Source organism: Streptomyces sp. NPDC045778 (assembly GCF_056431945.1).
The window spans coordinates 68,718-89,812 of sequence record NZ_JBWKJZ010000018.1 but is presented as its reverse complement, the minus strand read 5'-3'; the positions used below and the strand labels follow the sequence as shown (position 1 = coordinate 89,812).

General features: G+C 73.9%; 19 protein-coding genes and 1 tRNA gene. 14 read left to right on the top strand and 6 right to left on the bottom strand.

What is annotated here, in order from left to right; genetic code table 11:
* Positions 1–8 precede the first annotated feature (8 nt).
* Entirely contained in the window at positions 9–605 is a 597-nt protein-coding gene (locus tag AC07GB_RS23260; protein ID WP_478848361.1) for a histidine phosphatase family protein, read from the bottom strand.
* Between the two features lie 306 nt (positions 606–911).
* On the opposite strand from AC07GB_RS23260, the gene AC07GB_RS23255 reads away from it, so the two are divergent.
* From AC07GB_RS23255 to AC07GB_RS23225, 7 genes are all read left to right on the top strand, one after another.
* Entirely contained in the window at positions 912–2,048 is a 1,137-nt protein-coding gene (locus tag AC07GB_RS23255; protein WP_478848359.1) for a phosphatase PAP2 family protein, read from the top strand.
* A complete protein-coding gene (locus AC07GB_RS23250) occupies positions 1,987–3,108 on the top strand; it encodes a hypothetical protein (RefSeq protein ID WP_478848518.1) in 1,122 nt (373 codons plus the stop codon). Before AC07GB_RS23255 ends, AC07GB_RS23250 begins: the two co-directional genes overlap by 62 nt.
* A 73-nt stretch (positions 3,109–3,181) precedes the next feature.
* Complete coding sequence (locus tag AC07GB_RS23245) at positions 3,182–4,795, top strand: hypothetical protein (RefSeq protein ID WP_478848357.1); 1,614 nt, start codon at positions 3,182–3,184, stop codon at positions 4,793–4,795.
* Complete coding sequence (locus AC07GB_RS23240; protein ID WP_478848355.1) at positions 4,792–6,138, top strand: AAA domain-containing protein; 1,347 nt, start codon at positions 4,792–4,794, stop codon at positions 6,136–6,138. Before AC07GB_RS23245 ends, AC07GB_RS23240 begins: the two co-directional genes overlap by 4 nt.
* Before the next feature lie 188 nt (positions 6,139–6,326).
* Positions 6,327–6,674: a hypothetical protein gene (locus AC07GB_RS23235; protein WP_478848353.1), complete on the top strand. Its 348-nt coding sequence runs from the start codon at positions 6,327–6,329 to the stop codon at positions 6,672–6,674.
* A 149-nt stretch (positions 6,675–6,823) separates the two neighbouring features.
* Entirely contained in the window at positions 6,824–7,426 is a 603-nt protein-coding gene (locus tag AC07GB_RS23230; RefSeq protein WP_478848351.1) for a bifunctional DNA primase/polymerase, read from the top strand.
* Positions 7,417–7,490, top strand: a tRNA-Lys gene (locus tag AC07GB_RS23225). The genes AC07GB_RS23230 and AC07GB_RS23225 overlap by 10 nt, the downstream gene beginning before the upstream one ends.
* Positions 7,491–7,657: 167 nt before the next feature.
* Here the strand turns inward: AC07GB_RS23225 and AC07GB_RS23220 are convergent.
* Positions 7,658–8,935: a M6 family metalloprotease domain-containing protein gene (locus AC07GB_RS23220; protein WP_478848349.1), complete on the bottom strand. Its 1,278-nt coding sequence runs from the start codon at positions 8,933–8,935 to the stop codon at positions 7,658–7,660.
* A 337-nt stretch (positions 8,936–9,272) separates the two neighbouring features.
* Here AC07GB_RS23220 and AC07GB_RS23215 point away from each other — a divergent pair, with 337 nt between their 5' ends.
* Complete coding sequence (locus tag AC07GB_RS23215; protein ID WP_478848347.1) at positions 9,273–11,126, top strand: putative bifunctional diguanylate cyclase/phosphodiesterase; 1,854 nt, start codon at positions 9,273–9,275, stop codon at positions 11,124–11,126.
* 122 nt (positions 11,127–11,248) lie between these two features.
* Here AC07GB_RS23215 and AC07GB_RS23210 read toward each other — a convergent pair whose 3' ends face one another.
* The 3 genes from AC07GB_RS23210 to AC07GB_RS23200 form a co-directional block, all read right to left on the bottom strand.
* Positions 11,249–12,349 carry an LLM class flavin-dependent oxidoreductase gene (locus tag AC07GB_RS23210; protein ID WP_478848516.1) on the bottom strand — a complete coding sequence of 367 codons (1,101 nt, stop codon included), beginning with the start codon at positions 12,347–12,349 and terminating at the stop codon, positions 11,249–11,251.
* A 173-nt stretch (positions 12,350–12,522) separates the two neighbouring features.
* Positions 12,523–13,263, bottom strand: a complete 741-nt coding sequence (locus tag AC07GB_RS23205) for a maleate cis-trans isomerase family protein (RefSeq protein ID WP_478848345.1) — start codon at positions 13,261–13,263, stop codon at positions 12,523–12,525.
* The gene (locus AC07GB_RS23200) at positions 13,260–14,243 is read right to left on the bottom strand and encodes a maleate cis-trans isomerase family protein (RefSeq protein WP_478848343.1); all 984 of its coding nucleotides are present in this window, start codon (positions 14,241–14,243) and stop codon (positions 13,260–13,262) included. The genes AC07GB_RS23205 and AC07GB_RS23200 overlap by 4 nt, the downstream gene beginning before the upstream one ends.
* Before the next feature lie 467 nt (positions 14,244–14,710).
* Between AC07GB_RS23200 and AC07GB_RS23195 the strand changes: the two genes are divergently transcribed.
* A complete protein-coding gene (locus AC07GB_RS23195; protein WP_478848341.1) occupies positions 14,711–15,697 on the top strand; it encodes a D-2-hydroxyacid dehydrogenase in 987 nt (328 codons plus the stop codon).
* A gap of 143 nt (positions 15,698–15,840) precedes the next feature.
* Entirely contained in the window at positions 15,841–17,247 is a 1,407-nt protein-coding gene (locus AC07GB_RS23190) for an amidase (protein ID WP_478848339.1), read from the top strand.
* An 11-nt stretch (positions 17,248–17,258) separates the two neighbouring features.
* On the opposite strand, the gene AC07GB_RS23185 is transcribed toward AC07GB_RS23190, so the two are convergent.
* A complete protein-coding gene (locus AC07GB_RS23185) occupies positions 17,259–17,753 on the bottom strand; it encodes a DUF3830 family protein (protein WP_478848337.1) in 495 nt (164 codons plus the stop codon).
* Between the two features lie 121 nt (positions 17,754–17,874).
* Between AC07GB_RS23185 and ehuB the strand changes: the two genes are divergently transcribed.
* From ehuB to ehuA, 4 genes are read left to right on the top strand one after another with little or no spacing between them, the layout of a single operon-like run.
* Positions 17,875–18,807 (top strand): ectoine/hydroxyectoine ABC transporter substrate-binding protein EhuB, encoded by a 933-nt coding sequence (ehuB, locus tag AC07GB_RS23180; RefSeq protein WP_478848335.1) that lies wholly within the window; start codon positions 17,875–17,877, stop codon positions 18,805–18,807.
* Positions 18,804–19,589, top strand: coding sequence for an ectoine/hydroxyectoine ABC transporter permease subunit EhuC (gene ehuC / locus AC07GB_RS23175; RefSeq protein WP_478848333.1), 786 nt, complete (start codon positions 18,804–18,806; stop codon positions 19,587–19,589). The genes ehuB and ehuC overlap by 4 nt, the downstream gene beginning before the upstream one ends.
* The gene (gene ehuD / locus AC07GB_RS23170; RefSeq protein WP_478848331.1) at positions 19,586–20,251 is read left to right on the top strand and encodes an ectoine/hydroxyectoine ABC transporter permease subunit EhuD; all 666 of its coding nucleotides are present in this window, start codon (positions 19,586–19,588) and stop codon (positions 20,249–20,251) included. Before ehuC ends, ehuD begins: the two co-directional genes overlap by 4 nt.
* The gene (ehuA, locus tag AC07GB_RS23165) at positions 20,241–21,056 is read left to right on the top strand and encodes an ectoine/hydroxyectoine ABC transporter ATP-binding protein EhuA (RefSeq protein WP_478848329.1); all 816 of its coding nucleotides are present in this window, start codon (positions 20,241–20,243) and stop codon (positions 21,054–21,056) included. Before ehuD ends, ehuA begins: the two co-directional genes overlap by 11 nt.
* Positions 21,057–21,095: the final 39 nt, after the last annotated feature.

Below are 21,095 nucleotides of genomic sequence, written 5' to 3'. Positions count from 1 at the left end.
GGGGCCGCTCAGCCGGCCAGGTGCCCGGTCTCGTTCCAGGACTCGATCGCGGGCTCCCCGTACGCCCAGCCCAGGACCGAGAGGGACGTCGGGCTGAGCCGGATGCGGGAGGCGAAGGCGATGTCGTGGCCGAGCCAACGGGCGCCGATGGCGCGCAGGATGTGGCCGTGGGCGAAGACGAGTACGTCGCGGTCGGCGCCGCGGGCCCAGTCGATCACCTCGTCCGCGCGCGCGGAGACCTGCGCGAGGGTCTCTCCGTCCGGTACGCCGTCGCGCCAGATGAACCAGCCGGGCCGGATCGCCTGGATGTCGGCCGGGGTCATGCCGTCGTACGCGCCGTAGTCGAACTCCATCAGGGTGTCCCACTCCGCGGCCCGGTCGCCGAACCCGGCCAGCTCGCACGTCTCCCGCGCGCGGGACAGCGGGCTGGTGCGCACCTCGACGCCGGGCAGGCCGTCGTAGGGCGCCCGGTGCAGCCGCTCGCCGAGCAGCTTGGCGCCGCGCCTGCCCTCGTCCAGGAGCGGGATGTCGGTCCTGCCGGTGTGCTTGCCGGACAGCGACCACTGCGTCTGTCCGTGCCGGGCCAGCAGGATGCGCGGTGCCATGAGAAGCCTTCCCAAGAGGTGCGGGGTGGAGCGGGCGGAGTCACGAAGAGCGACGAGGGAGCGGCGTTATGTCAGGTATCAGCTAGGACAAAAGCGGACAAGTGATTGTCCGCTCCCTCATGTGCCCTTCTGTTTCCTTCCATCATCACTCACGCGCGCGAGGAGCAACCCGCGCGCCGATCTCTGCGTCTAAGACCACCAGGGGGATGGCCGTCCGGCCTTCGCGTACGCCGTAAAGTGACCCAGCGGCCGTACGCCGCGAGAACTGAGCGAGAACAGCGCGAAATGAGATGGGGGACCCACCGGATGCCGCAGACCGAGGCACAGGGCGCCGGCAACGGCGGCATATCCGGGCACCGGGTACGGGGTGTACCCGGCCTCCGTCCGCGCTGGTGGACCGAGCTGCCGCTGATCCTGCTGGTGTACGGAGCGTACTCGGCGGGCCGGCTGCTGGCCCGGGGGGACGTGACGACGGCCGTGGACCACGGTCTGTCCATCCTGCGGGTCGAGAAGGCGCTGAACCTCAACCTCGAACACCCGCTGAACCGGCTGTTCACCGCCCACGCGTCCCTCGGCGTCCCGGCCGACTTCTGGTACGCGTCGCTGCACTACCTGGTCACCCCGCTGATCCTGATCTGGCTGTTCCGCAGCAGGGCCGCGCACTACGCCGCGGCCCGCACCTGGCTGATGGTCTCCACGCTGATCGGCCTGATCGGCTTCTCCTTGATGCCGACCTGCCCGCCGCGGCTGCTCGACGCGGGCCACGGGTTCGTCGACACCATGGCGCAGTACAGCGACTGGGGCTGGTGGGGCGGCCAGGCCAGCGCCCCGCGGGGCCTCGGCGGGATGACCAACCAGTACGCGGCCATGCCGAGCCTGCACGTGGGCTGGTCCCTGTGGTGCGGCGTGATGCTGTGGCGGTACGGGCGCGGCCCGGTGGCGAAGACGGCGGCGGTCGCCTATCCGCTGCTGACCACGATCGTCGTGATGGGCACCGCCAACCACTACTTCCTGGACGCGGTCGCGGGCGTCGCCGTGATGCTCGTGGGGCTGCTCCTGGTCAAGCCGGTACGGCGGCTCGCGGAGCGGGTCTCGGCTCGCCTGCGGCCGGTGGTCGCGGCGGCGCTGCCCGGCCGGTTCGGTTCCGGGTCCGGTTCTGGTTCTGGTTCTGGTTCCGGCGGGGGCGCCACATCCGCCGAGGGCGCGGACAAGCGCCCGGCGCGGGCCACGGGCGCCACTTCCGGCGCACATGCCTCCGTTGTCAGTGGCGGATGCCAGACTTCCACGGGTGAGCGAATTCCCCATCAGCGCAAGCTCGGTGCCGAGCCCGGCGCCCGCGGCCCGAGGAGCGCACGACCGGCCGGCCTCCCCGCCGACAGCGCTGCCGGCGCCGCCAGCGGGGACAGCGCTGCGGCGACGGCTGGCGGAGCTGCGCGGACCTGACGTACCGGCGCAGCCGCTCGACGCCCGCGCCCTCGCCGCGCTCGCGGCGAACCCGGGCTGCCACCGACGGGCCCTGCTCGACGGCGCCGGGGTGCCCAAGGCGGAGCTGGCCCGGTCGCTCGGCGCTCCTTCGGGGTTCGGGCAGTCCCAGTTCGCGTTCATGCGCGGGCACGCCTTCGAGGCACGGGTCAAGGCGGACGGCGGCGCCGAGCTGCTCCGGCTCACGCACGCGCGCCTGGGCGGCGGCCCCGAGCCGGTGCCCGGCGAGGCGAGCGTGCCGGACCTCACGGCGGCGGGACCCCAGGGCCGCGCGGCCCGCACGGAGCTTGCCCTGCGCGAGGCCACGGCCGCCGGGGCCTGGACGCTGCTCGACCACCCCATGCTGGCCCTGGACGTCGCGGGCACCCCGGCCTTCCTCGAACCGGACGCGGTGGTGGTCGCCCCGGACGGGACGTGGACGGTCGTCGAGATCAAGTCGTTCCCGATGATCGACGGCTCCGCGGACGCGGCGAAGGTGGGCGCGGCCGCCCGCCAGTCGGCGGTGTACGCCCTCGCCCTTGAGGACCTCGCCGCCCGCGTCGCCGACCCGGCGCCCCGGGTGCGCGACCAGGTCCTCCTGGTCTGCCCCAAGGACTTCTCGAACCTGCCGGCGGCGTCCCCCGTCGACATCCGCAAGCAACTCTCCGTCACCCGCCGCCAGCTGGCCCGGCTCACCCGCGTCGAGGACATCGCGGCCGGGCTTCCGCCGGGCACGACGTTCGACGTCACCCGCTCCGCGGCCGAGCTGACCGCCGCGGTCGACGCGGTCCCCGCGACCTACGCGCCGGAGTGCCTGGCGGCCTGCGAGCTGGCCTTCCACTGCCGCGAGCGCTCCCGCGCGGCGGGTGAGGTCACGGCGCTCGGGCGGTCGCTGCGGGGCGAGCTGGGCGCCCTGACCACGGTGGAGCAGGCCCTCGCGGCGGCCCGCGGCGAGGCCGGGGATCCGGACGACCCGGCGGTGGCCGCGCTGCGCAGGGCCGGGGCGCTGCGGGCGGAAGCCCTGGCGGGGAGGCCCGGGTGACCCCGCGCGGGGCGCCCCAGGGCGGCCCCTTCCTGCCGGATGCCCCTCGGACAAGGACCCCGAGGCACCGCTCATGACTCTGATCGACAGCCTGGCCCGGCTTGAGGCGACGGCCAGTGGGCGGGCTCAACCACGGGCCACGGTCCGCCACCGCCACCTCTCCCAGCGCCCGCTGGTCCTCGTCCCGCTGACCACGGCGGGAGAGGCGGGCGCGCCGCTCGGCGCCCTGATCGGCACCGAGCGCACCGCGCCGCGCCTGCTCGTCGTGCCCCAGCCCCGCGACCGCGACCTGCGCTTCGCCTTCCTCGCGCAGCTCGCCGACGTCCTGCTGCCGTACGTGGAGGCGTACGGCGACGACGTGGAGGCGGCCGAGCGCACCGAGACCGACCCGGAGACCGGCAAGCGCGTCAAGGTCGAGGTCGACCTGTGCGCGGACGCGCCCCAGCTGATCGTGCCGAGCCGCGCGGGCGTGGAGTTCGTCCGGCTCCTCGGCCGCTCCATGCGGTTCCGGCGCACCGCCGAGCAGGACCCGGACACACCGCACCCGGCGCCGCCGCGCGTGCCGCTGCTCGGGCGCTGGCTGACGCACTTCGGGGAGCGCGCCCGGGTGCCCGGCTCGTCCTTGCTGCTCGCCATGACGGACCTGCTCGCGCGGCACTGGGCGACGGGCCAGTCCAGCCTGGAGGAGCAGCACCTGGGCGCGCTGCTCGCCTGGATCGAGGCGCCCGATGGCACCTCGGGCGCGGCCGCGGCCCTGCGCGCGGAGCTGGCCAGGGACGCCGCGGGGCAGCTGCTGTGCCCGCCCGCGGGCCCCGCCACCGACCCGGCGTTCGACAACGACCTGCTGGCTCCCGCCATCGAGGCCTACGACCGCGCGCGGACGGCTCTCGCCGCCGCCGAGGACGGTCTGGCGGCCGACGCGCGCCTGGCCGCGCTCACCGCGGCCGAGCGGGAGATCCGCGCCCTCGTCGACAGCCGCACCCGGCCCACCTGGGACGCGGTCTGGCGCGGCCTCGACGCCCTGTGCACGCTGCCCGAGGCGGCGCACGCCGAGGACCGGTGGCGGAGCGACCGCTGGTCGTACACCGCGCACCGCGACCGGGTGGCCGCCGGCGAGCCGCCGCAGCCGCGCGTCGACGACGCGGTGACGGCGGCCCAGAAGCTGGCCACGCGCGAGCGCGAGCAGGCGCGGCTCGACGCGCACGAGGCCCTCGACGACCCCCTGGTGATGGCCGGGCGGCGGCTGCGCGGCGAGGCCTTCACCGGCGAGGTCACCCAGGTCGTGATGGCGTACGGCGAGGGCAGGTCGCCGCGTCCACGCCCGCTGGTCACCGTGCGCACGGCCGACCGGCCCCATCTGGACGAGGGCGTGAAGGTGTACCGCTCCCTGGACGGCAAGCCGCAGACCGCGCACTTCGTGACGTACGACGGGGACGGCGAAGACAGCGGGGCCGATGGGAACGGTGTGCTGGTGCTGCGGATCGTGGACAAGATGGGGCGCGGCAAGGAGCCCGAGCCCGGCTCCGTGCCCGAGGTGGGCGACCGGCTGTGCTGGACGCTGTTCGAGCACGAGCAGCGGGGCGGCCCGAAGCTGCCCGACCCGGAGGACACCCCCTGGACGCACGGAGGCCCCCCGGACGGCACCGCCGAGACCCCCGACCCCGTGACCGCGGAGGACACCCTGTGACCCCGGCCTCCCCCACCGCCTTCGACCCCGGCGCCGCGGCGGCCCGCGCCACCGATGCGATCCTGCGCGACACGCTTCAGGGCGCGCACCGCGGCGTGGTCGTGGACTCGCCGCCCGGCGCGGGCAAGTCCACGCTCGTCGTGCGTGCCGCGCGCGAACTGGCCGCCGCCGGACGGCCACTGATGGTGGTCGCGCAGACGAACGCGCAGGTGGACGACCTGGTTCTGCGCCTCGCCGAGAAGGACCCCGAGCTGCCGGTGGGGCGCCTGCACAGCAGCGACTCCGACCCGTACGACAAGGCGCTCGACGCCCTGGCGAACGTGAAGAAGTCCGCGAAGGCCGCGGACCTCGCGGGGCTCGACGTCGTGGTGTCCACCGCCGCGAAGTGGGCGCACGTGCGGGGCGTCGAGCCGTGGGGGCACGCGATCGTCGACGAGGCGTACCAGATGCGGTCCGACGCGCTGCTCGCCGTGGCCGGCCTGTTCGAGCGGGCGCTGTTCGTGGGTGACCCGGGGCAGTTGGACCCCTTCGCGATCGCCGAGGCCGACCAGTGGGCCGGGCTCGCCTACGACCCCTCGGCCAGCGCGGTGTCCACCCTGCTCGCGCACAACCCCGAGCTGCCGCAGCACCGCCTCCCGGTGTCGTGGCGGCTGCCCGCGTCGGCCGCGCCGCTGGTGTCGGACGCGTTCTATCCGTTCACGCCGTTCCGCAGCGGTACGGGCCCCGAGGACCGGGCGCTGCGCTTCGCCGTGCCGTCGGACGGGTCCGGGCCCGACCGGGTGCTGGACGAGGCCGCGGCCTCCGGGTGGGGCCTGCTCGAACTGCCCGCCCGGCACACGCCGCGCACCGATCCTGAGGCGGTGGGGGCCGTCGCCCTGGTGGTGCGGCGGCTGCTCGACCGGGGCGGCGCCGCCACGTCGGAGCGCGCCGCGGAGCCGGTCCCGCTGACCGCCGACCGGGTGGCGGTGGGCACGGCGCACCGCGACCAGGCGGCGGCCGTGCGCGCCGCGCTCGCCTCCCTCGGCGTGGTGGACGTGACCGTGGACACGGCGAACCGGCTCCAGGGGCGGGAGTTCGACGTCACGGTGATCCTGCACCCGCTGTCGGGGCGGCCGGACGCGACGGCGTTCCACCTGGAGACGGGGCGGCTGTGCGTCCTGACCTCGCGGCACCGGCACGCGTGCGTGGTGGTCTGCCGGGCCGGGGTGGACGCGCTCCTCGACGACCACCCGGCGACGGAGCCCGTGCGGCTCGGCGTGACGGTGAAGTTCCCCGACGGCTGGGACGCCATGATGACGACGTGGTCGCATCTGGCCGAGCACCGGGTGCGCTGGCGGGACTGACCGGGACCGACGGGGACCGACGGGGACTGACGGGGACTGACAGGGACTGACAGGTACGCACGGGTACTGACGGGGGCTGACGGGGGCTGACGGCGGCGACCCGGCCCCGCCGGAGCGCAGCCCGCGGCCTCTTGCGGGGCAAGGGACAATGGGTCGCGGCACGTGCGTACGAGGGAAGGGACGTAAAGATGGCGGAATCCGAGGCCCAGGGCAAGCGCATGCGCCCCGCGCCGTTGCTCTTCGAGCCCGCGGAAGCCGCCGCCGACCCGGAGCACTTCTTCGACCTGGAGTCCATCGAGGACCCGCGGGAACTGCTCGCCCGGGCCACCGAGTTGACCCTCGCCTTCCGGGCGGCGACGGACCGCTCCGTGGAGTTCCAGGCCATCGCGGCCGCGCAGCTCGCCGACCCGCGGCGGTTCGACCGGCTCACGCCCGCGGACATCGCCGAGCGCGCCCAGTGGACCGAGGACTACGCCAAGAAGATGGTGGAGTTCGGCCGGGACCTGCTGCGCCGCGACGGCACGGCCACCCCGTAGGCCCCGGACCGCTAGCGGCTCCCCAGGCCGGCCGCGAGCAGCTCCCTGGCATATGCCGAGGGGGCAAGGTACCCCACCCGCACGGCCTCCGTCCCGGCTTTCAGGAACTCTGCGGAACCGGGCTCTCACTCCCGGTACATGTAGTCGCCATGAGCATCACCCTCCCCCACGGCCCGCAGACCCGCGCCCACGGCTCCGCGGCCGAGGTGACCGCCGCGGGCGCCGCCTGGCTCACCTCTGCGGAAACGTATCCGCGCCGGGTCCTCGCCGACTGGCGGGCCCGGCCCCACGAGCCCGCCGTGCTCTCCTGCGGCAGCGCCTTCGACGTGGTGAGCGTGCCCGCCGTGTTCGGGCGGCGCATGGTCGACCGGCTCTGGCACGAAGGGCCGGGCTCCGGCCCCGTCGCCGTGCACCGCGGCCGCGTCCTGCTCTTCGCCGCGCCCGGCACCGCCCAGCGCCTGCCCTCGCTCCTGCGCTGGGAGGAGTGGGCCCCCGCCGTGCCCTCGCTGCTCTGCCACGGGGCCGGGGACGCCGTCACCGTGCCGCCGCTGGCGCGCGACGGACGTGACCGGGGCGGGTCACGCTGGGTGGTCGGCCCGGCCACCCGCGGCCCCTGGCTCCCGGGGCCCGAGGTGGTCCTGTGGGCCTGTGTGCGGGCGGCCAGGGGCACCGCGGAGTCCGCGGTGCGTATATCGATTTTTCCCAGCGGCGATCAGGGTGCTAAGGTCTACGACGTCAGCAGGCGCCGCTAGCTCAGTTGGTTAGAGCAGCTGACTCTTAATCAGCGGGTCCGGGGTTCGAGTCCCTGGCGGCGCACGATGACGATGGCGAGGCATGTTCGCGGAATACGCGAGCGGGCCTCGCCATCTCTGTTTTCCGCACGGCTCCGCCGCGCACTGTGGGGGCTCCGCCACCCACTGAGGATGAGGCCCCTCGCGCAGTGCGAGGGGCCTCATTCGTTGCTGTCCGTGACCGGCGGCGGCTCAGGCCGGGGTGACCTGGACGGTCCAGGCGCCGGAGCGGGTGCGGTCCGCGACCTCGATCCTGACCCCGGCGCCCGGCACCGTGAAGCTCTCCCCCGCGCGCACCGGCGCGTCCGCGAGCGGCGGATAGACCGACTCGCCCCAGCACGCCTCGGTGCGCGGGTGGGCGTCCACGACCTCGACCGGGCCCCGGCCCGACGCCGTGTCGCTGTGGACGCGGTACACGAGGACGCCCTCGCTGCACGTGGCGTGGTCGTTGCCCGTGGCACCGCGGGCCTCGATCGCGACGGCGCTGCCCCGGCCGGTGCGGACCACCGCCAGCTTGGTGCCGCCGACGCCGCCGCGGGCGGGGGCCGCCGCCAGGGGTTCGAGGCTCAGCCGCCGGGAGCCGCCGGCCGGGACGCAGACCACCTGGCGCGGGTCCAGCCAGCCCAGCTTCCACTTGTGCCAGCCGAACAGGTCGGGGGCCATGCCGAACTGGCTGCCCATGACGTCCCAGTCCCCGACGTGCGTGTCCCAGTCGCCCTCGCCCTCGGTCGGCCGGTGGTAGAGGTCCGGCAGGTCGAAGACGTGGCCCGTCTCGTGCGCGAGGACGTTGCGGTCCGGCGGATGCCGCTCGAAGACCGTGACGATGCGGCGGATCGGGGCGCCGTCGGCGCGCAGCGGCCGGTCGAAGTTCACGACCTTCGTCGCGTCCGAGTCCACGCCCGGCGCGTCCGGGTCGGCCACGAAGTAGACGATGTCGTAGGCGGAGAAGTCCACGTGCGGATCCGCGGCGGCCAGCGCGTCCCGCAGATAGGCGGAGCGCCGCTGGGCGTTCCAGTCGCGCCGTATGGCGTACGCGGTGGACGCCTTGGGCATCCGGATCCACTCGGACTGGGGATGCGCGCGCAACTGGAACCGCCCGTACGAGGCACGCGCGAAGAAGTCGCCGGTCTCGGGGAAGTGGTCGGCGGCCAGCTCCGCGGGCGTCGTCGCCGGTCGCGCGTCCGGGAACGACAGGAAGACCATGACGGCGTCGCGGCTCCGGATGGGGCGCGGATACGCGGCGTTCCAGGTGTCGAGGCCCTCCGAGTGGTGGGCGGCCGTGCGGCGCAGCGCGCACGGCGCCGCCGCGCCGTGGGCGATCGCGGGGCCCGCGACCAGGGACGTGGCGGCGACGGCGGACAGGCAGGTGAACAGAGTGGCCGCGGTGCGCAACCGCCCCCCGCCACGGGTGAGCCGCCAAGGGGGGAGCTGACGCTCCACGTCGACCTCCGGGTGCGGAATGCGGGACACCCCACCCACCCTGTGGTGGTTTGTTGAAGTTCGCCCAGTTTGTCTGACCTGACCGAGTGAACATGGTCGAGAAGGCGACACTCCCGGCGCTCACTCACCGTCACAAGTGGTCGTCGCAGAAAGAAAGCGGGGCCGGGCCGAGCAGAAACGATCTGCCGCGGACTCCGGGGCCGCCTCCGCGAGGTGCGGCGGCTGGAGGCGATGCGGGCCACCCTCTATGATCGGCACACTTTCCGGGCCCCGTCGGCCGCCTGTGAGCGGCCGATCGCCTCCCCAGACCCGCCAGGAACAGGGGCCCCATCGACCTGCTCGATCAATCGCACTGCGGGAGCAAGCGGTGAACGGAACGTCTGAAGGGCCGACTGCCACAGCGGTCACAGCACCGGGCCGCACCCGGCCTGCCGTCACAGAGCGTAATCAATGCGGTGTGGCCGGGCACTCCGTCCAGCACATCGCCGACTACCGCGCGGCCTTCGCCGCGGCCCCCCTCCCCCTCGCCGTCGTCGACCGCGAGGGGCTCGTCGTCTGCGCCAACGAGGCCTTCGCCGGGCTGCTCGGCGCGGACCACGCGGAGCTGCCGGGCCGGGTGGCCGCCGACCTCGTGGACCTGGCGTCCGACGCCCGCACCTGGCACGCGTACCACGAAGTGCTCCGGGGCCGCCAGGCCAAGCTGCGCTGCACGCGCCGTCTGAAACACCCGGACGGGCACTCCCTGTGGACCCAGATCACCGTCTCGCCGCTGCCGGACGAGCGGCACGCGCCGGGCACGGTGCTCCTCGCCGCCGCCGACATCAGCGCCCGGCGCGACCTCCAGGCGCGTCTGCGCCACCTCCAGATGCACGACCCGGTGACCCGCCTCCCCAACCGCGCCCTGTTCTTCGAGCGGCTCGCCACCGCCCTGGAGGCGGGCGCGTACGACGACACGAGCACGGGCCGCGTCGGCCTGTGCTACCTGGATCTCGACGGGTTCAAGGCGGTCAACGACACCCTCGGGCACCGCGTCGGCGACCGGCTGCTCGCCGCCGTGGCCGAGCGCCTGACCGGCTGCGCCGACCGGGCCGCGTACGGCAGGACGTCCGCGCCGCTCGTGGCGCGGCTCGGCGGGGACGAGTTCGCGCTGCTCGTGGAGGACTCCACGGGCACCGACCAGCTCGCGGAGCTGGCCGACGCGACCCTGCGCGCCTTGCAGGAGCCCTTCGACCTGTCCGGGCAGCGGCTCTCCCTCTCGGCGTCCATCGGCGTCGTGGAGCGGCGCGCCGCCGGGACCACCACGACGGGCCTGATGCAGGCCGCCGACACCACGCTGTACTGGGCGAAGACCGACGGCAAGGCCCGCTGGACGCTCTTCGACCCGGAGCGCAACGCGCACCGCATGACCCGGCAGGCGCTGGCCAGTTCGCTGCGGCCCGCCGTCGAGCGCGACGAGTTCGTACTCGACTACCAGCCGCTCGTGGGCATGGAGGACGGCGGTCTGCACGGCGTGGAGGCGCTGGTGCGGTGGGATCATCCGCAGTTCGGACTGCTCACGCCGAATCGGTTCATCGGACTTGCTGAAGAAGACGGATCCATCGTCCAGCTGGGCCGCTGGGTGCTGCGCACGGCCTGCCGGCAGGCGCGCCGCTGGCAGCTCGAACACCCCGAGCGGGAGCCGGTGTTCGTGAGCGTGAACGTCGCCGTGCGGCAGGTGTGGGACTCCGACCTCGTCGCGGACGTCGCCGAGATCCTCGCCGAGACCGGGCTCGCGCCCGAGCTGCTCCAGCTGGAGCTGACCGAGTCCGCCGTCATGGGCTCGGCGGGGCGCCCGCTCCAGGCCCTCCAGGCGCTGAGCGACATGGGCGTGCGCATCGCCATCGACGACTTCGGCACGGGCTACTCCAACCTCGCGTATCTGAGCCGCCTTCCCGTCTCCGTGCTCAAGCTGGACGGGTCCTTCGTCCGTGGCTTCCAGTACGAGGAGGGCGAGGGGCACGTCAACCCGGCCGACGAGGTGATCGTCGAGGCCATGGTCCGCCTCGCCCACCAGCTCGGGCTGACCGTCACGGCCGAGTGCGTGGAGACCTCGGGGCAGGCGGAGCGGCTGCGCAGGATCGGCTGTGACACCGGGCAGGGCTGGCTGTACTCCCGGGCGGTGGGCGCGGAGCGGATTTCCAAGATCCTTGCTGCGGAGGGGCTTGCCGCCGCCGAGGCGTGACGCCTCGGGCGGCGTGGGCGGGTGCTGCCCCTGCCCCCGGGGCGGGGCAGCCCCCCCCGCCTCGCTGGGATGTGCTTTCGCCTGCGGGTTGGTTGTGGCTGGGCGCGCAGTTCCCCGCGCCCCTACGGGGCCTTCGGCAGGGCGTAGGTGTCCGCTATCAGTTCGTAGCTGCGCAGGCGGATGTCGGCGCCGTGGGCGTTGGCCGTGAGCATCAGTTCGTCGGCGCCCGTGCGCTTGGCGAGGTCGTCGAGGCCCGCGCGCACCTGGTCGGCCGTGCCGTGGACGACGTTGCTGTTCCAGCTGGACACGAAGTCCCGCTCCGCCTCGGTGAAGCGGTACGCGGCCGCCTCGTCCGGCGTGGGCACGAGGCCGGGGCGGCCGGTGCGCAGCCGGAGCATGTTGAGGGCGGCGGCCCTGACCTGGCGGCGGGCCTCCTCCTCCACGTCCGTGGCGAGCGCGGAGACGCCGATGAGCGCGTACGGGGCGTCGAGGACCGCCGAGGGGCGGAACGACTCGCGGTACAGGTCGAGCGCCGGGAGCGTGTTCTGCGCGGAGAAGTGGTGCGCGAACGCGAAGGGCAGGCCGAGGGCCCCGGCGAGCCGGGCACTGAAGCCGGACGAGCCGAGCAGCCAGATCGGCGGGCGGTGCGGGGACTGGACGCCACCGGGGGACGTGGCCTGGACCGGGCCTGGGACCGCGTGGATCCGGGCGTACGGGTGGCCGTCGGGGAAGTCGTCGTCCAGGAACCGGGTCAGCTCGGCGAGCTGCTGCGGGAAGTCGTCGGCGCCCTCGCCGAGCCGGTCCGTGCGGCGCAGGGCGGCCGCGGTGGCGCCGTCGGTGCCCGGGGCCCGGCCGAGGCCGAGGTCGACGCGGCCCGGGGCGAGCGCCTCCAGGGTGCCGAACTGCTCCGCGATGACGAGCGGCGCGTGGTTGGGGAGCATGACGCCGCCCGAGCCCAGGCGGATACGGGTCGTGTGGGCCGCCAGGTGCGCGAGGATCACGGCCGGGGACGAGGAGGCCACGCCCGGCATCGAGTGGTGCTCGGCCACCCAGTGGCGGTGGTAGCCGCGGGACTCGGCGAGCTTGGCGAGGGCCACGCTGGTGCGCAGGGCGTCGGTGGCGGTGCGGCCGGAGCCGACCGTCACCAGGTCGAGGACGGACAGGGCCGCGGGGGCCGTGCCTCTCGGCTCGGCCCGGATGCCGTCGCCGTCGATCGCGTCCATGTCCACTGGCACTGGGGCCTCCTGCGTCCGCCTTGTCCGTCCGTACGGAAGGCGGTAACAGGAGGGTGGCTCCGCTTATTCCCGGGCCCGCGGCCCGCCCCGGCACCACCCGGGCCACCCCGGCGCCGCCCCGGCACCATCCGGGTGCCGCCCCGGGCGGCGCCCGCGAGGGCCTACCCCGCGCGGACCTGGACGATCGGCTCCTTCGTGAAGAGCGCACCCAGGGCCGGCGCGTTGACCCGGCGGGTGGCCAGGCGGAGGGCCTCCCAGACGGTGACCTGGTTGGCGGTGAGGACCGGCTTGCCGAGGGCCGCCTCCAGGTCCGGGATGTGGGCGGCGGTGTGCAGGGCCGTGTCGGGCAGGAGTACCGCCTGCGCGTCGGGGTGGTCCCCCGCCCGGGCAAGGGCGAGCACCTCGTCCGGCCCCCACGTGGCGACCTCGGCCGCCGTGACGACGCCGCTGGGGCGCAGGGACACCACGTCGGCCCCCGCCGCCTTGAGGAAGCCGGCGAAGTGCCCGGCGACGTCCTCGGGATACGTGGCCGCGACGGCGACGCGCTCCGCCCCCAGCTCCCGTACCGCGTGGGCGAACGCGAAGGACGTGGAGGACGCGGGGAGGCCCGCGGACCGGGCGAGCGCGCGCACCTGGTCGTGCGCGCCCTCCCAGCCGAAGACGAAGCTGCCGCTGGTGCACGCCCACACCACGGCCTCCGCCCCGGTCAGGCGCAGCTCCTCGACCCCGGCGGCGAGGCGCGCGGGCGAGCCCATCTCCAGGAGCGCGTCGACGCGGTGCGCGTCCTCGCCGATGTCGGTGTGCACGACCTGGAGGCGGATGTCGGACCCGAGGAGCTGTTCGATGCGCGGGTAGTCGTCCTCGGCGGAGTGCCCCGGGTAGAGGAATCCGAGTGCGGTCAAGACCAGCCTCCTTCTGCGGTGGGGCCCGTGGTTCCGGGCCCCGCGGGCGGTTCCGGCAGGGCCTCAGGGGGCGCCGAGGGGGCGGGTGGGCCGGACAGCGGCGGCTCGGTCGCCGACGGGCCCGCCATCCCGCTCGCCGGCGGCTCCGTCACCGTCCGCTCCGCGACGCCGCCCGCCGGGGACCCGACTGCCGGGTCCAGGGGGGCGAGCGTCGCCGCGCCCGGCCGCGCGCCCGCGTCGATCAGCGCTTGGTACGGCCCTACCGCACGCGTACCCAGCCGTCGCAGTGCCGACCACATCGTCACCTGGTTCGCCGAAAGAACCGGTACCCGCAGCTCCGCTTCGAGCTGGGGGATGACGTCGTACGTGGGGAGGTTCGTACAGCTGATGAACAGCGCGTCCACCGGCCGCAGGACGGCGCGGCGCGCCATGTCCGCGACGTCGCGGTACGGGACCTTCCAGATGTGCCGGGTGAGCCCGAGGTAGGCGCGGCCCACGACCGCTACGCCCGCTTCGCCCAGGTACTCCTCCAGGGCCTGGGTCACCGACCACGTGTACGGCGTGACGAGGGCGATGCGGCGCGCGTCCAGTTCGGCGAGCGCCTCCAGGAGCGCCCCTGACGTGGTCACGGAGGCCACCTCGCCCTCGCGCGCCATGGCCTCGCACATGGCCCGCTCGCCCGCCACGCCGCCGACGAAGCTGCCCGACGTGCAGGCGTAGGCGAGGACTTCGGGCTCGGCCGCGGTCAGCGCGCGGACCGCCTCGGCGAGCGTCTCGTGCTCGCTGACGAGGCGCGCGAGGTCGAGGCTGACCTCGACGGGCACGTAGGGCGTGCGCGTGAGGTGCAGGGAGACGTCGTCGGGGACCCAGCGCCACAGCTCGCGGTCCAGGGCGAAGTCGAAGGGGGCGACCACCCCGACCCCGCGCTGCGGGTGTGGTCCGCCGGCCAACGAGAAGGAGCTGAAGGAAGTGACGTCCATGAGCAGGCCCTACGTTCGTACGTACGTGCGGTGACAGGGCCGGCCGGGGGCCGGAAGTGGTGCGGTGCCGGCGACGCGCCGGGACGTCGGGACAGGGGTGCGTGTGCGGCGTGCACACGGTCGCGGGAGCGGGTGCGCGGAACGCGCCCGTCCGCCGCGGTGACGGAGTGAAGTGGCTCTGTTGACGAAGGTAGGTTCGGGTGCCAGCGTGGTCAATCCGCACATCTCAGACGGTCGAGGACGTCAGCTCGCGCGGCGCCGCGTGCGCCGCCCCGGCCGCTGTCCGAGCCGTCGCCCACGCCGTCGTCCGAGCCCGGCGCGGGCGCGGTCCGGGCCCGCGCCGCGCCCGGTCCGGGCGCGCCGTGCGGGCCGTGGTCCGGGCGGGCGGCGCCACGTGCCACGCGTACGACCAGTCCAGCACGCACTTCCAGGGAAGCGGGCCCTCGTTGCGAAATGGTTTCTCCACCGTGTCCGAAAGCACCGGGTCCGGGGCCGGCGCCGCGCGCCCGACCGTGCTCGTGCTCGACGCCCCGCCGCCCGCGCCCCCGCCGCGGCTCGGCGCGCTGACCGGCCGCGCCCGGATCCGGCACACCGACGAGGCCGGGCTCGCCGCGGAACTGCCGCACGCCGACGTGCTGTTGGTGTGGGACTTCCTGTCCGACGCGGTGCGCCGCGCCTGGCCGGGGGCGGGGCCCCGGCCGCGCTGGGTGCACACCGCGAGCGCGGGCGTGGACCGGCTGATGTGTCCCGAACTCGTCGCGTCCGACACGGTGGTGACCAACGCCCGGGGCGTCTTCGACCAGCCGATCGCGGAGTACGTCACGGCGCTCGTGCTCGCCATGGCCAAGGACCTGCCGCGCACCCTCGCCCTCCAGGACGAGCGGACCTGGCTGCACCGCGAGAGCCAGCGGGTCGCGGGCACCCGCGCGTGCGTGGTGGGTTCGGGCCCGATCGGCCGGGCGGTCGTCCGCGCGCTCAAGGCGATCGGCGTCACCACGGTCCTGGTGGGCCGCACCCCGCGCACCGGCGTGCACGGGCCCGCCGACCTGGACCGGCTGCTCGCGCGAGCGGACTGGGTGGTGTGCGCGGCGCCGCTCACCGAGGACACGCGCGGCATGTTCGACGAGCGCCGCTTCGGCGTGATGCAGCCGTCGGCGCGGTTCATCAACGTGGGGCGGGGCCCGCTGGTCGTGGAGGAGGACCTGGTGGCCGCCCTGTCGAAGCGCTGGATCGCGGGCGCGGCCCTCGACGTCTTCGAGAGCGAGCCGCTGCCGCGGGACAGCCCGCTGTGGACGGCACCCGGCCTGCTCGTGTCGCCGCACATGAGCGGGGACACGGTCGGCTGGCGGGACGAACTGGGCGCGCAGTTCGTGACGTTGTACGCGCGGTGGGAGGAGGGGCGCCCACTGGCCAACGTGGTCGACAAAGAACGCGGCTATGTTCCGGGGCACTGACCGGGGGCGCGCGTGGGCAGGGATCACACGTCCCCCGCTGTTCCCGTCGGGTCCCGACTGTTTCTGTCTGTTCCCGTCGGGTCCCGTCTGTTCCCGTCTGTTCCCTTCGTCGTTCTCCGCCGGGCACTCATCCAGGAGCGTGCATGACTGAGCTGGCCGAACTGACCGCCGCACAACTCGTCGACGGCTACCGCAAGGGCGAATTCAGCCCCGTCGACGCGACCCGAGCGGTGCTGCACAGGGCCGAGGAGATCCAGCCCTCGGTGAACGCGTTCGTCCGCCTCGACGCGGAGACGGCGCTCGCGGCGGCACAGGAGAGCGCGGCGCGCTGGCGCGCCGGTGAGCCGCGCGGGCTCGTGGACGGCGTGCCGGTCACCGTCAAGGACATCCTGCTCCAGCGCGGCACGCCCACGCTGCGCGGCTCCCGGTGCGTGGACGAGGAGGGCGCCTGGGACGAGGACGCGCCGTCCGTGGCCCGGCTGCGCGAGCAGGGCGCGGTGTTCGTGGGCAAGACGACCACGCCCGAGTTCGGCTGGAAGGGCGTCACCGACAGCCCCCGGCACGGCGTCAGCCGCAATCCGTACGACACCACGCGCACCGCGGGCGGCTCCAGCGGCGGCAGCGCGGCGGCCGTGGCCCTGGGCGCGGGGCCCTTGTCGCTGGGGACGGACGGCGGCGGCTCGGTGCGGATCCCCGGCGCGTTCTGCGGGATCTTCGCGCTCAAGCCGACGTACGGCAGGGTGCCGCTGTTCCCGCCGTCCGCGTTCGGGACGCTTTCACACGTGGGCCCGATGACGCGGGACGCGGCGGACGCGGCGCTGCTCATGGACGTGATCGGGCTGCCCGACGCGCGGGACTGGTCCTGCCTCGGCCCGCGCGAGGGCACCTTCGGGGAGGCGCTGCGCGGCGGGGTGCGGGGCCTGCGCGTCGCGTACTCGCCGACGCTCGGCGGGCAGGTCGCGGTGCGCCCCGCGGTGGCGGCGGCCGTGCGCGCGGGCGTGGAGGCCCTCGCGTCGCTCGGCGCGTACGTCGAGGAGACCGACCCCGACTTCGCCGACCCCGTGGAGGCCTTCCACACCCTGTGGTTCAGCGGGGCGGCCCGGGTCGTCCAGCAACTGCCGCCCGCGCGCAGGGAACTCCTCGACCCGGGGCTGCGGGAGGTGTGCGCGCACGGCACGCGGTACAGCGCCCTCGACTACCTCGCGGCGGTCGACGTCCGCACGGAGCTGGGGCGGCGCATGGGCCGCTTCCACGAGACGTACGACCTGCTCGTCACGCCGACGCTGCCGATCACGGCCTTCGCGGCGGGGGTCGAGGTGCCGCCGCGGAGCGGGGCTCGGCGGTGGACGGGGTGGACCCCGTTCACGTACCCCTTCAACCTCACCCAGCAGCCCGCGGCGACGGTGCCGTGCGGGGTGGACGGGGACGGGCTTCCCGTGGGGATGCAGCTCGTCGGGGCGCGGTTCGCCGACGACCTGGTCCTGCGCGCGGCCCACGCCCTGTACGAGGCCGGGGCGGCGGCGGTCCCGCGCCCCGGCCCGGTGAACTAGCCTCCCGGGTCTCAGGGTTGGCGCCGGAAGCTCAGGGTCTCCCCCTGGGCTCCGGTGCGCCACAGGTCGTTGCAGGCGTCGGCGAGGGCCGCGAGGCCGTCCACGACCTCGCCCCAGACGATGCCGGGGACCCAGCCGACGTCGCCGTTGAGCAGCAGGTTGTTGCGCTCGTAGAAGAGGGCGAGGTCGACGACGGTGCCGCTGCTCGGCGGCGCGTCGTAGCCGTGCGACGCCGTGCCCAACTCGGTGCCGGCGAAGGTGAAGTAGCACAGATCGCCCGGGATGGGCGTGACGGTGGGGTTCTCCAGCGGGGGCTCTTCGGGGGCGAAGGGCGGGAAGAGGGCGTAGATCTCGTTGCGGGCGTACTTCGCGTGGTACACCTCGCCGCCCAGCGGCAGCGCGTCCCACACGGCCGCGCAGGTCACGGGGGCCTTGTCGTCGAGGAGCCGCGCCGTGGCCCGGACACCGCGCTTGGCGAGGGCGACTTCGATGTAGCGGTCTGCCATGCGGCCCATGGTCCCCCCGGGGCCGCGGCCCCCGTCAAGAGGACCGCGGCCGGGCGCGGGCATCCCGGCAAGGCCTGAATTCATCGGAATATCTCGCTTCGGGTCGGGTAGCCGCGCGCCCATGGCTCCACGACTGAGCAACCCCATCAAGACAGCGCGCGGCCGGGCTGCCGGAGGCAGACCGGGGCGCGCGCCGGGCCCGCCCCGGCGCGCGGTCCTCGCTTCCGCCGCCGCCCTCGGCGCGGCCGGCGCACTGGGTGCGGCGGGCTGCGGCCGCGTACCCACCGGCGACACGCTCGCCCGCCTGAGGTCGCAGGGCACGGTCCGGCTCGGCATCGCGGGCGAGGCGCCGTACGGGTACATCAACGACCAGGGGGACTTCACCGGTGAGGCGGTGGAGCTGGCCAGAATCATCTTCAAGCGGCTCGGCGTCGACCGCGTACAGCCGGTCGCCATCGACTTCAGCTCGCTGATCCCGGGGCTCCAGATGAGCCAGTTCGATGTCGTCTCCGCCGGGATGTACATCAACAAAGAGCGCTGCCAACAGGTGATCTTCTCCGATCCCGAGTACCAGATGCTCGACTCCTTCATCGTCCGCAAGGGCAACCCGATGGGCCTGCGCTCGTACGCGGACGTCGTCAAGAAGAAGGCCAAGTTCGGCACCGGCACCGGCTACGCCGAGATCGCGTACGCGGTCGGCGCCGGCTACAAGGAGAGCGACATCGTGATCCTCCAGGATCCGGTCGCGGGCCTGAACGCGGTCGAGGCCGGGCGCATCGACGTCTTCGGCGGGACCGCCCTGACGACGCGCGGCGTCGTGAAGAAGAGCCGCAAGGCCGAGGCCACCGACCCGTTCGCGCCGATCGTGGACGGCAAGAAGCACGTCGACGGCGGCGGCTTCACGTTCCGCCCCTCGGACACGAAGCTGCGTGACGCCTTCAACGTGGAGATCCACAAGATGAAGAAGAGCGGCGAGCTGTTCCGGGTGCTCAAGCGCTTCGGCTTCACCAAGGCCGAGATGACCACCCTCACCGCCAAGGAGCTGTGCCGATGACAGCGGGCCTCTGGGAGCACTGGGTCCTGCCGGGCATCTGGATCACCGTCCAGCTGACCGTCTACAGCGCGGCGCTCGCGACCGCGGTCGCCTTCGGCATCGGCATGGCGCGCACGCACCGCTCGCGCGTGGTGCGCTTCTTCGCCGCCTTCTACACCGAGGTCTTCCGGGGCATGTCCGCCCTGGTCCTGATGTTCTGGATCTTCTTCGTCCTGCCGCAGCTCGCGGGCTGGGCCCTGGTGCCGATGTGGGCCGCCGTGCTCGCCCTCGGGCTCTCCTACGGGGCGTACGGCGCCGAGATCGTGCGCGGCGCCCTGAACGCGGTGGCTCCGGCGCAGCGCGAGGCGGGGGTCGCGCTGAGCTTCACGCCGTGGCAGCGGATGCGGCTGATCCTGCTGCCGCAGGCGGTCCCGGAGATGATCCCGTCGTTCTGCAACCTGCTCGTCGAGCTGCTCAAGGGCACCGCCCTGGTGTCGCTGCTCGGCATCGGCGACGTGTCCTTCGCCGCGTACCTGGTGCGGCTCGCGACCACCCAGAGCGCGCAGATCTACTCGATCACGCTGGTCATCTACTTCGTGCTCGCCTTCCTCCTGACGCGCGGCATGAAGGTCCTGGAGCGCAGGGCCAAGGCGGGCATCGGGCAGTTCCCCGAGCCGGGGCAGGGGCTCGGGCCGTGGCTGAGGTTCCGTCAGCCGAGCGCCAAGTCGGGCGAGTTGAGCAGCACGGGCGTCACGGGTGCCGCGGGTGCCACCGGCGTCGCGGGCGGGGGTGCCGCGCGATGAGCCACACCACGGACACATGGGACTGGGGTGCGGTCGCCGACTTCATGCCGCACTTCTGGGACGGGGTGCTCGTCACCCTCCAGGTGCTCGCGCTCGGCTCGCTGATCTCCTTCTCGGTGGGGCTCGTGTGGGCGCTCGCCTTCCGCGCGCCGACGCGGTTCATCCGCTGGCCCGTCGGCCTGATCACCGAGTTCATCCGCAACACGCCCCTGCTGGTGCAGCTCTTCTTCCTGTTCTTCGTGCTGCCGGAGTGGAACATCCAGTTCTCCGCCGAGACCACCGGCACGATCGCGATCGGCCTGCACTACTCGACGTACACCGCGCAGGTCTACCGCGCGGGCATCGAGGCCGTGCCCGTCGGCCAGTGGGAGGCGGCCAAGGCGCTCAGCCTGTCGTACCCGCGCACCTGGACCGCGGTGATCCTGCCGCAGGCGATCCGCCGCGTGGTCCCCGCGCTCGGCAACTACGTCATCGCGATGCTCAAGGACACCCCGCTGCTCGCCAGCATCGGCGTACTGGAGCTGCTCCAGCGCTCGCGGCTCGAAGCGGCGCAGACCTTCCAGTACACGGAGGCGCTGACCGTCGTCGGCGTCGCCTTCATCCTCATCGCCTATCCGTCCTCCCTCCTCCTGCGAGCCCTGGAGCGCCGTCTTGTCCGCTGACACCCCCCTCTCCAAAGACCGGCCGAACCCGGCCGTCGACGGCAGCGAGCTGATCCGCTTCGACAAGGTCGTCAAGCGCTTCGGCTCGAACACGGTCCTGGACGAGCTGGACTTCTCCGTGGCCTCCGGCAAGCACGTGACGCTGATCGGCCCGTCGGGCTCCGGCAAGACGACGATCCTGCGGCTGCTCATGACCCTGATCAAGCCGGACGAGGGCACGATCAAGGTCGGGGGCGCGTACCTGACGCACGAGGAGAGGAACGGCAGGCTCGTCCCCGCGGGCGAGAAGCACGTGCGCGAGGTCCGCAAGAACATCGGGATGGTCTTCCAGCAGTTCAACCTCTTCCCGAACATGAAGGTGCTTCGCAACATCATGGAGGCGCCCGTCACCGTCCTCGGCCTGCCCAAGGACGAGGCCGAGCAGCGCGCCCGCGACCTGCTCGACCTGGTCGGACTCGGTGACAAGTGCGACGCCTACCCCACGCAGCTCTCCGGCGGCCAGCAGCAGCGCGTCGCCATCGCCCGCGCGCTCGCCATGCGCCCGCAGGTGCTCCTCCTGGACGAGGTGACGTCGGCGCTCGACCCGGAGCTGGTCGCCGGGGTCCTCGACGTGCTGCGGGACATCGCGCGCACCACGGACATCACCATGCTCTGCGTGACCCACGAGATGAGCTTCGCCCGGGACATCTCCGACCAGGTCCTGATGTTCGACGCGGGCCGGGTGATCGAGTCCGGGCCGCCGGAGAAGATCTTCTCCGATCCCGCGCACGACCGGACCCGCGAATTCCTGTCCGCGGTGCTCTGAGCGCCCCCCACGTCGGGTTTTCCCGGCGCTCCCCGGCCG

Coding starts and splice junctions, on each gene's coding strand:
- AC07GB_RS23260 (WP_478848361.1), bottom strand. CDS start 605: ATGGCACCGCGCATCCTGCTGGCCCGGCACGGACAGACGCAGTGGTCG.
- AC07GB_RS23255 (WP_478848359.1), top strand. CDS start 912: ATGCCGCAGACCGAGGCACAGGGCGCCGGCAACGGCGGCATATCCGGG.
- AC07GB_RS23245 (WP_478848357.1), top strand. CDS start 3,182: ATGACTCTGATCGACAGCCTGGCCCGGCTTGAGGCGACGGCCAGTGGG.
- AC07GB_RS23235 (WP_478848353.1), top strand. CDS start 6,327: ATGGCGGAATCCGAGGCCCAGGGCAAGCGCATGCGCCCCGCGCCGTTG.
- AC07GB_RS23230 (WP_478848351.1), top strand. CDS start 6,824: ATGAGCATCACCCTCCCCCACGGCCCGCAGACCCGCGCCCACGGCTCC.
- AC07GB_RS23210 (WP_478848516.1), bottom strand. CDS start 12,349: ATGGACGCGATCGACGGCGACGGCATCCGGGCCGAGCCGAGAGGCACG.
- AC07GB_RS23200 (WP_478848343.1), bottom strand. CDS start 14,243: ATGGACGTCACTTCCTTCAGCTCCTTCTCGTTGGCCGGCGGACCACAC.
- AC07GB_RS23190 (WP_478848339.1), top strand. CDS start 15,841: ATGACTGAGCTGGCCGAACTGACCGCCGCACAACTCGTCGACGGCTAC.
- AC07GB_RS23185 (WP_478848337.1), bottom strand. CDS start 17,753: ATGGCAGACCGCTACATCGAAGTCGCCCTCGCCAAGCGCGGTGTCCGG.
- ehuB (WP_478848335.1), top strand. CDS start 17,875: ATGGCTCCACGACTGAGCAACCCCATCAAGACAGCGCGCGGCCGGGCT.
- ehuC (WP_478848333.1), top strand. CDS start 18,804: ATGACAGCGGGCCTCTGGGAGCACTGGGTCCTGCCGGGCATCTGGATC.
- ehuD (WP_478848331.1), top strand. CDS start 19,586: ATGAGCCACACCACGGACACATGGGACTGGGGTGCGGTCGCCGACTTC.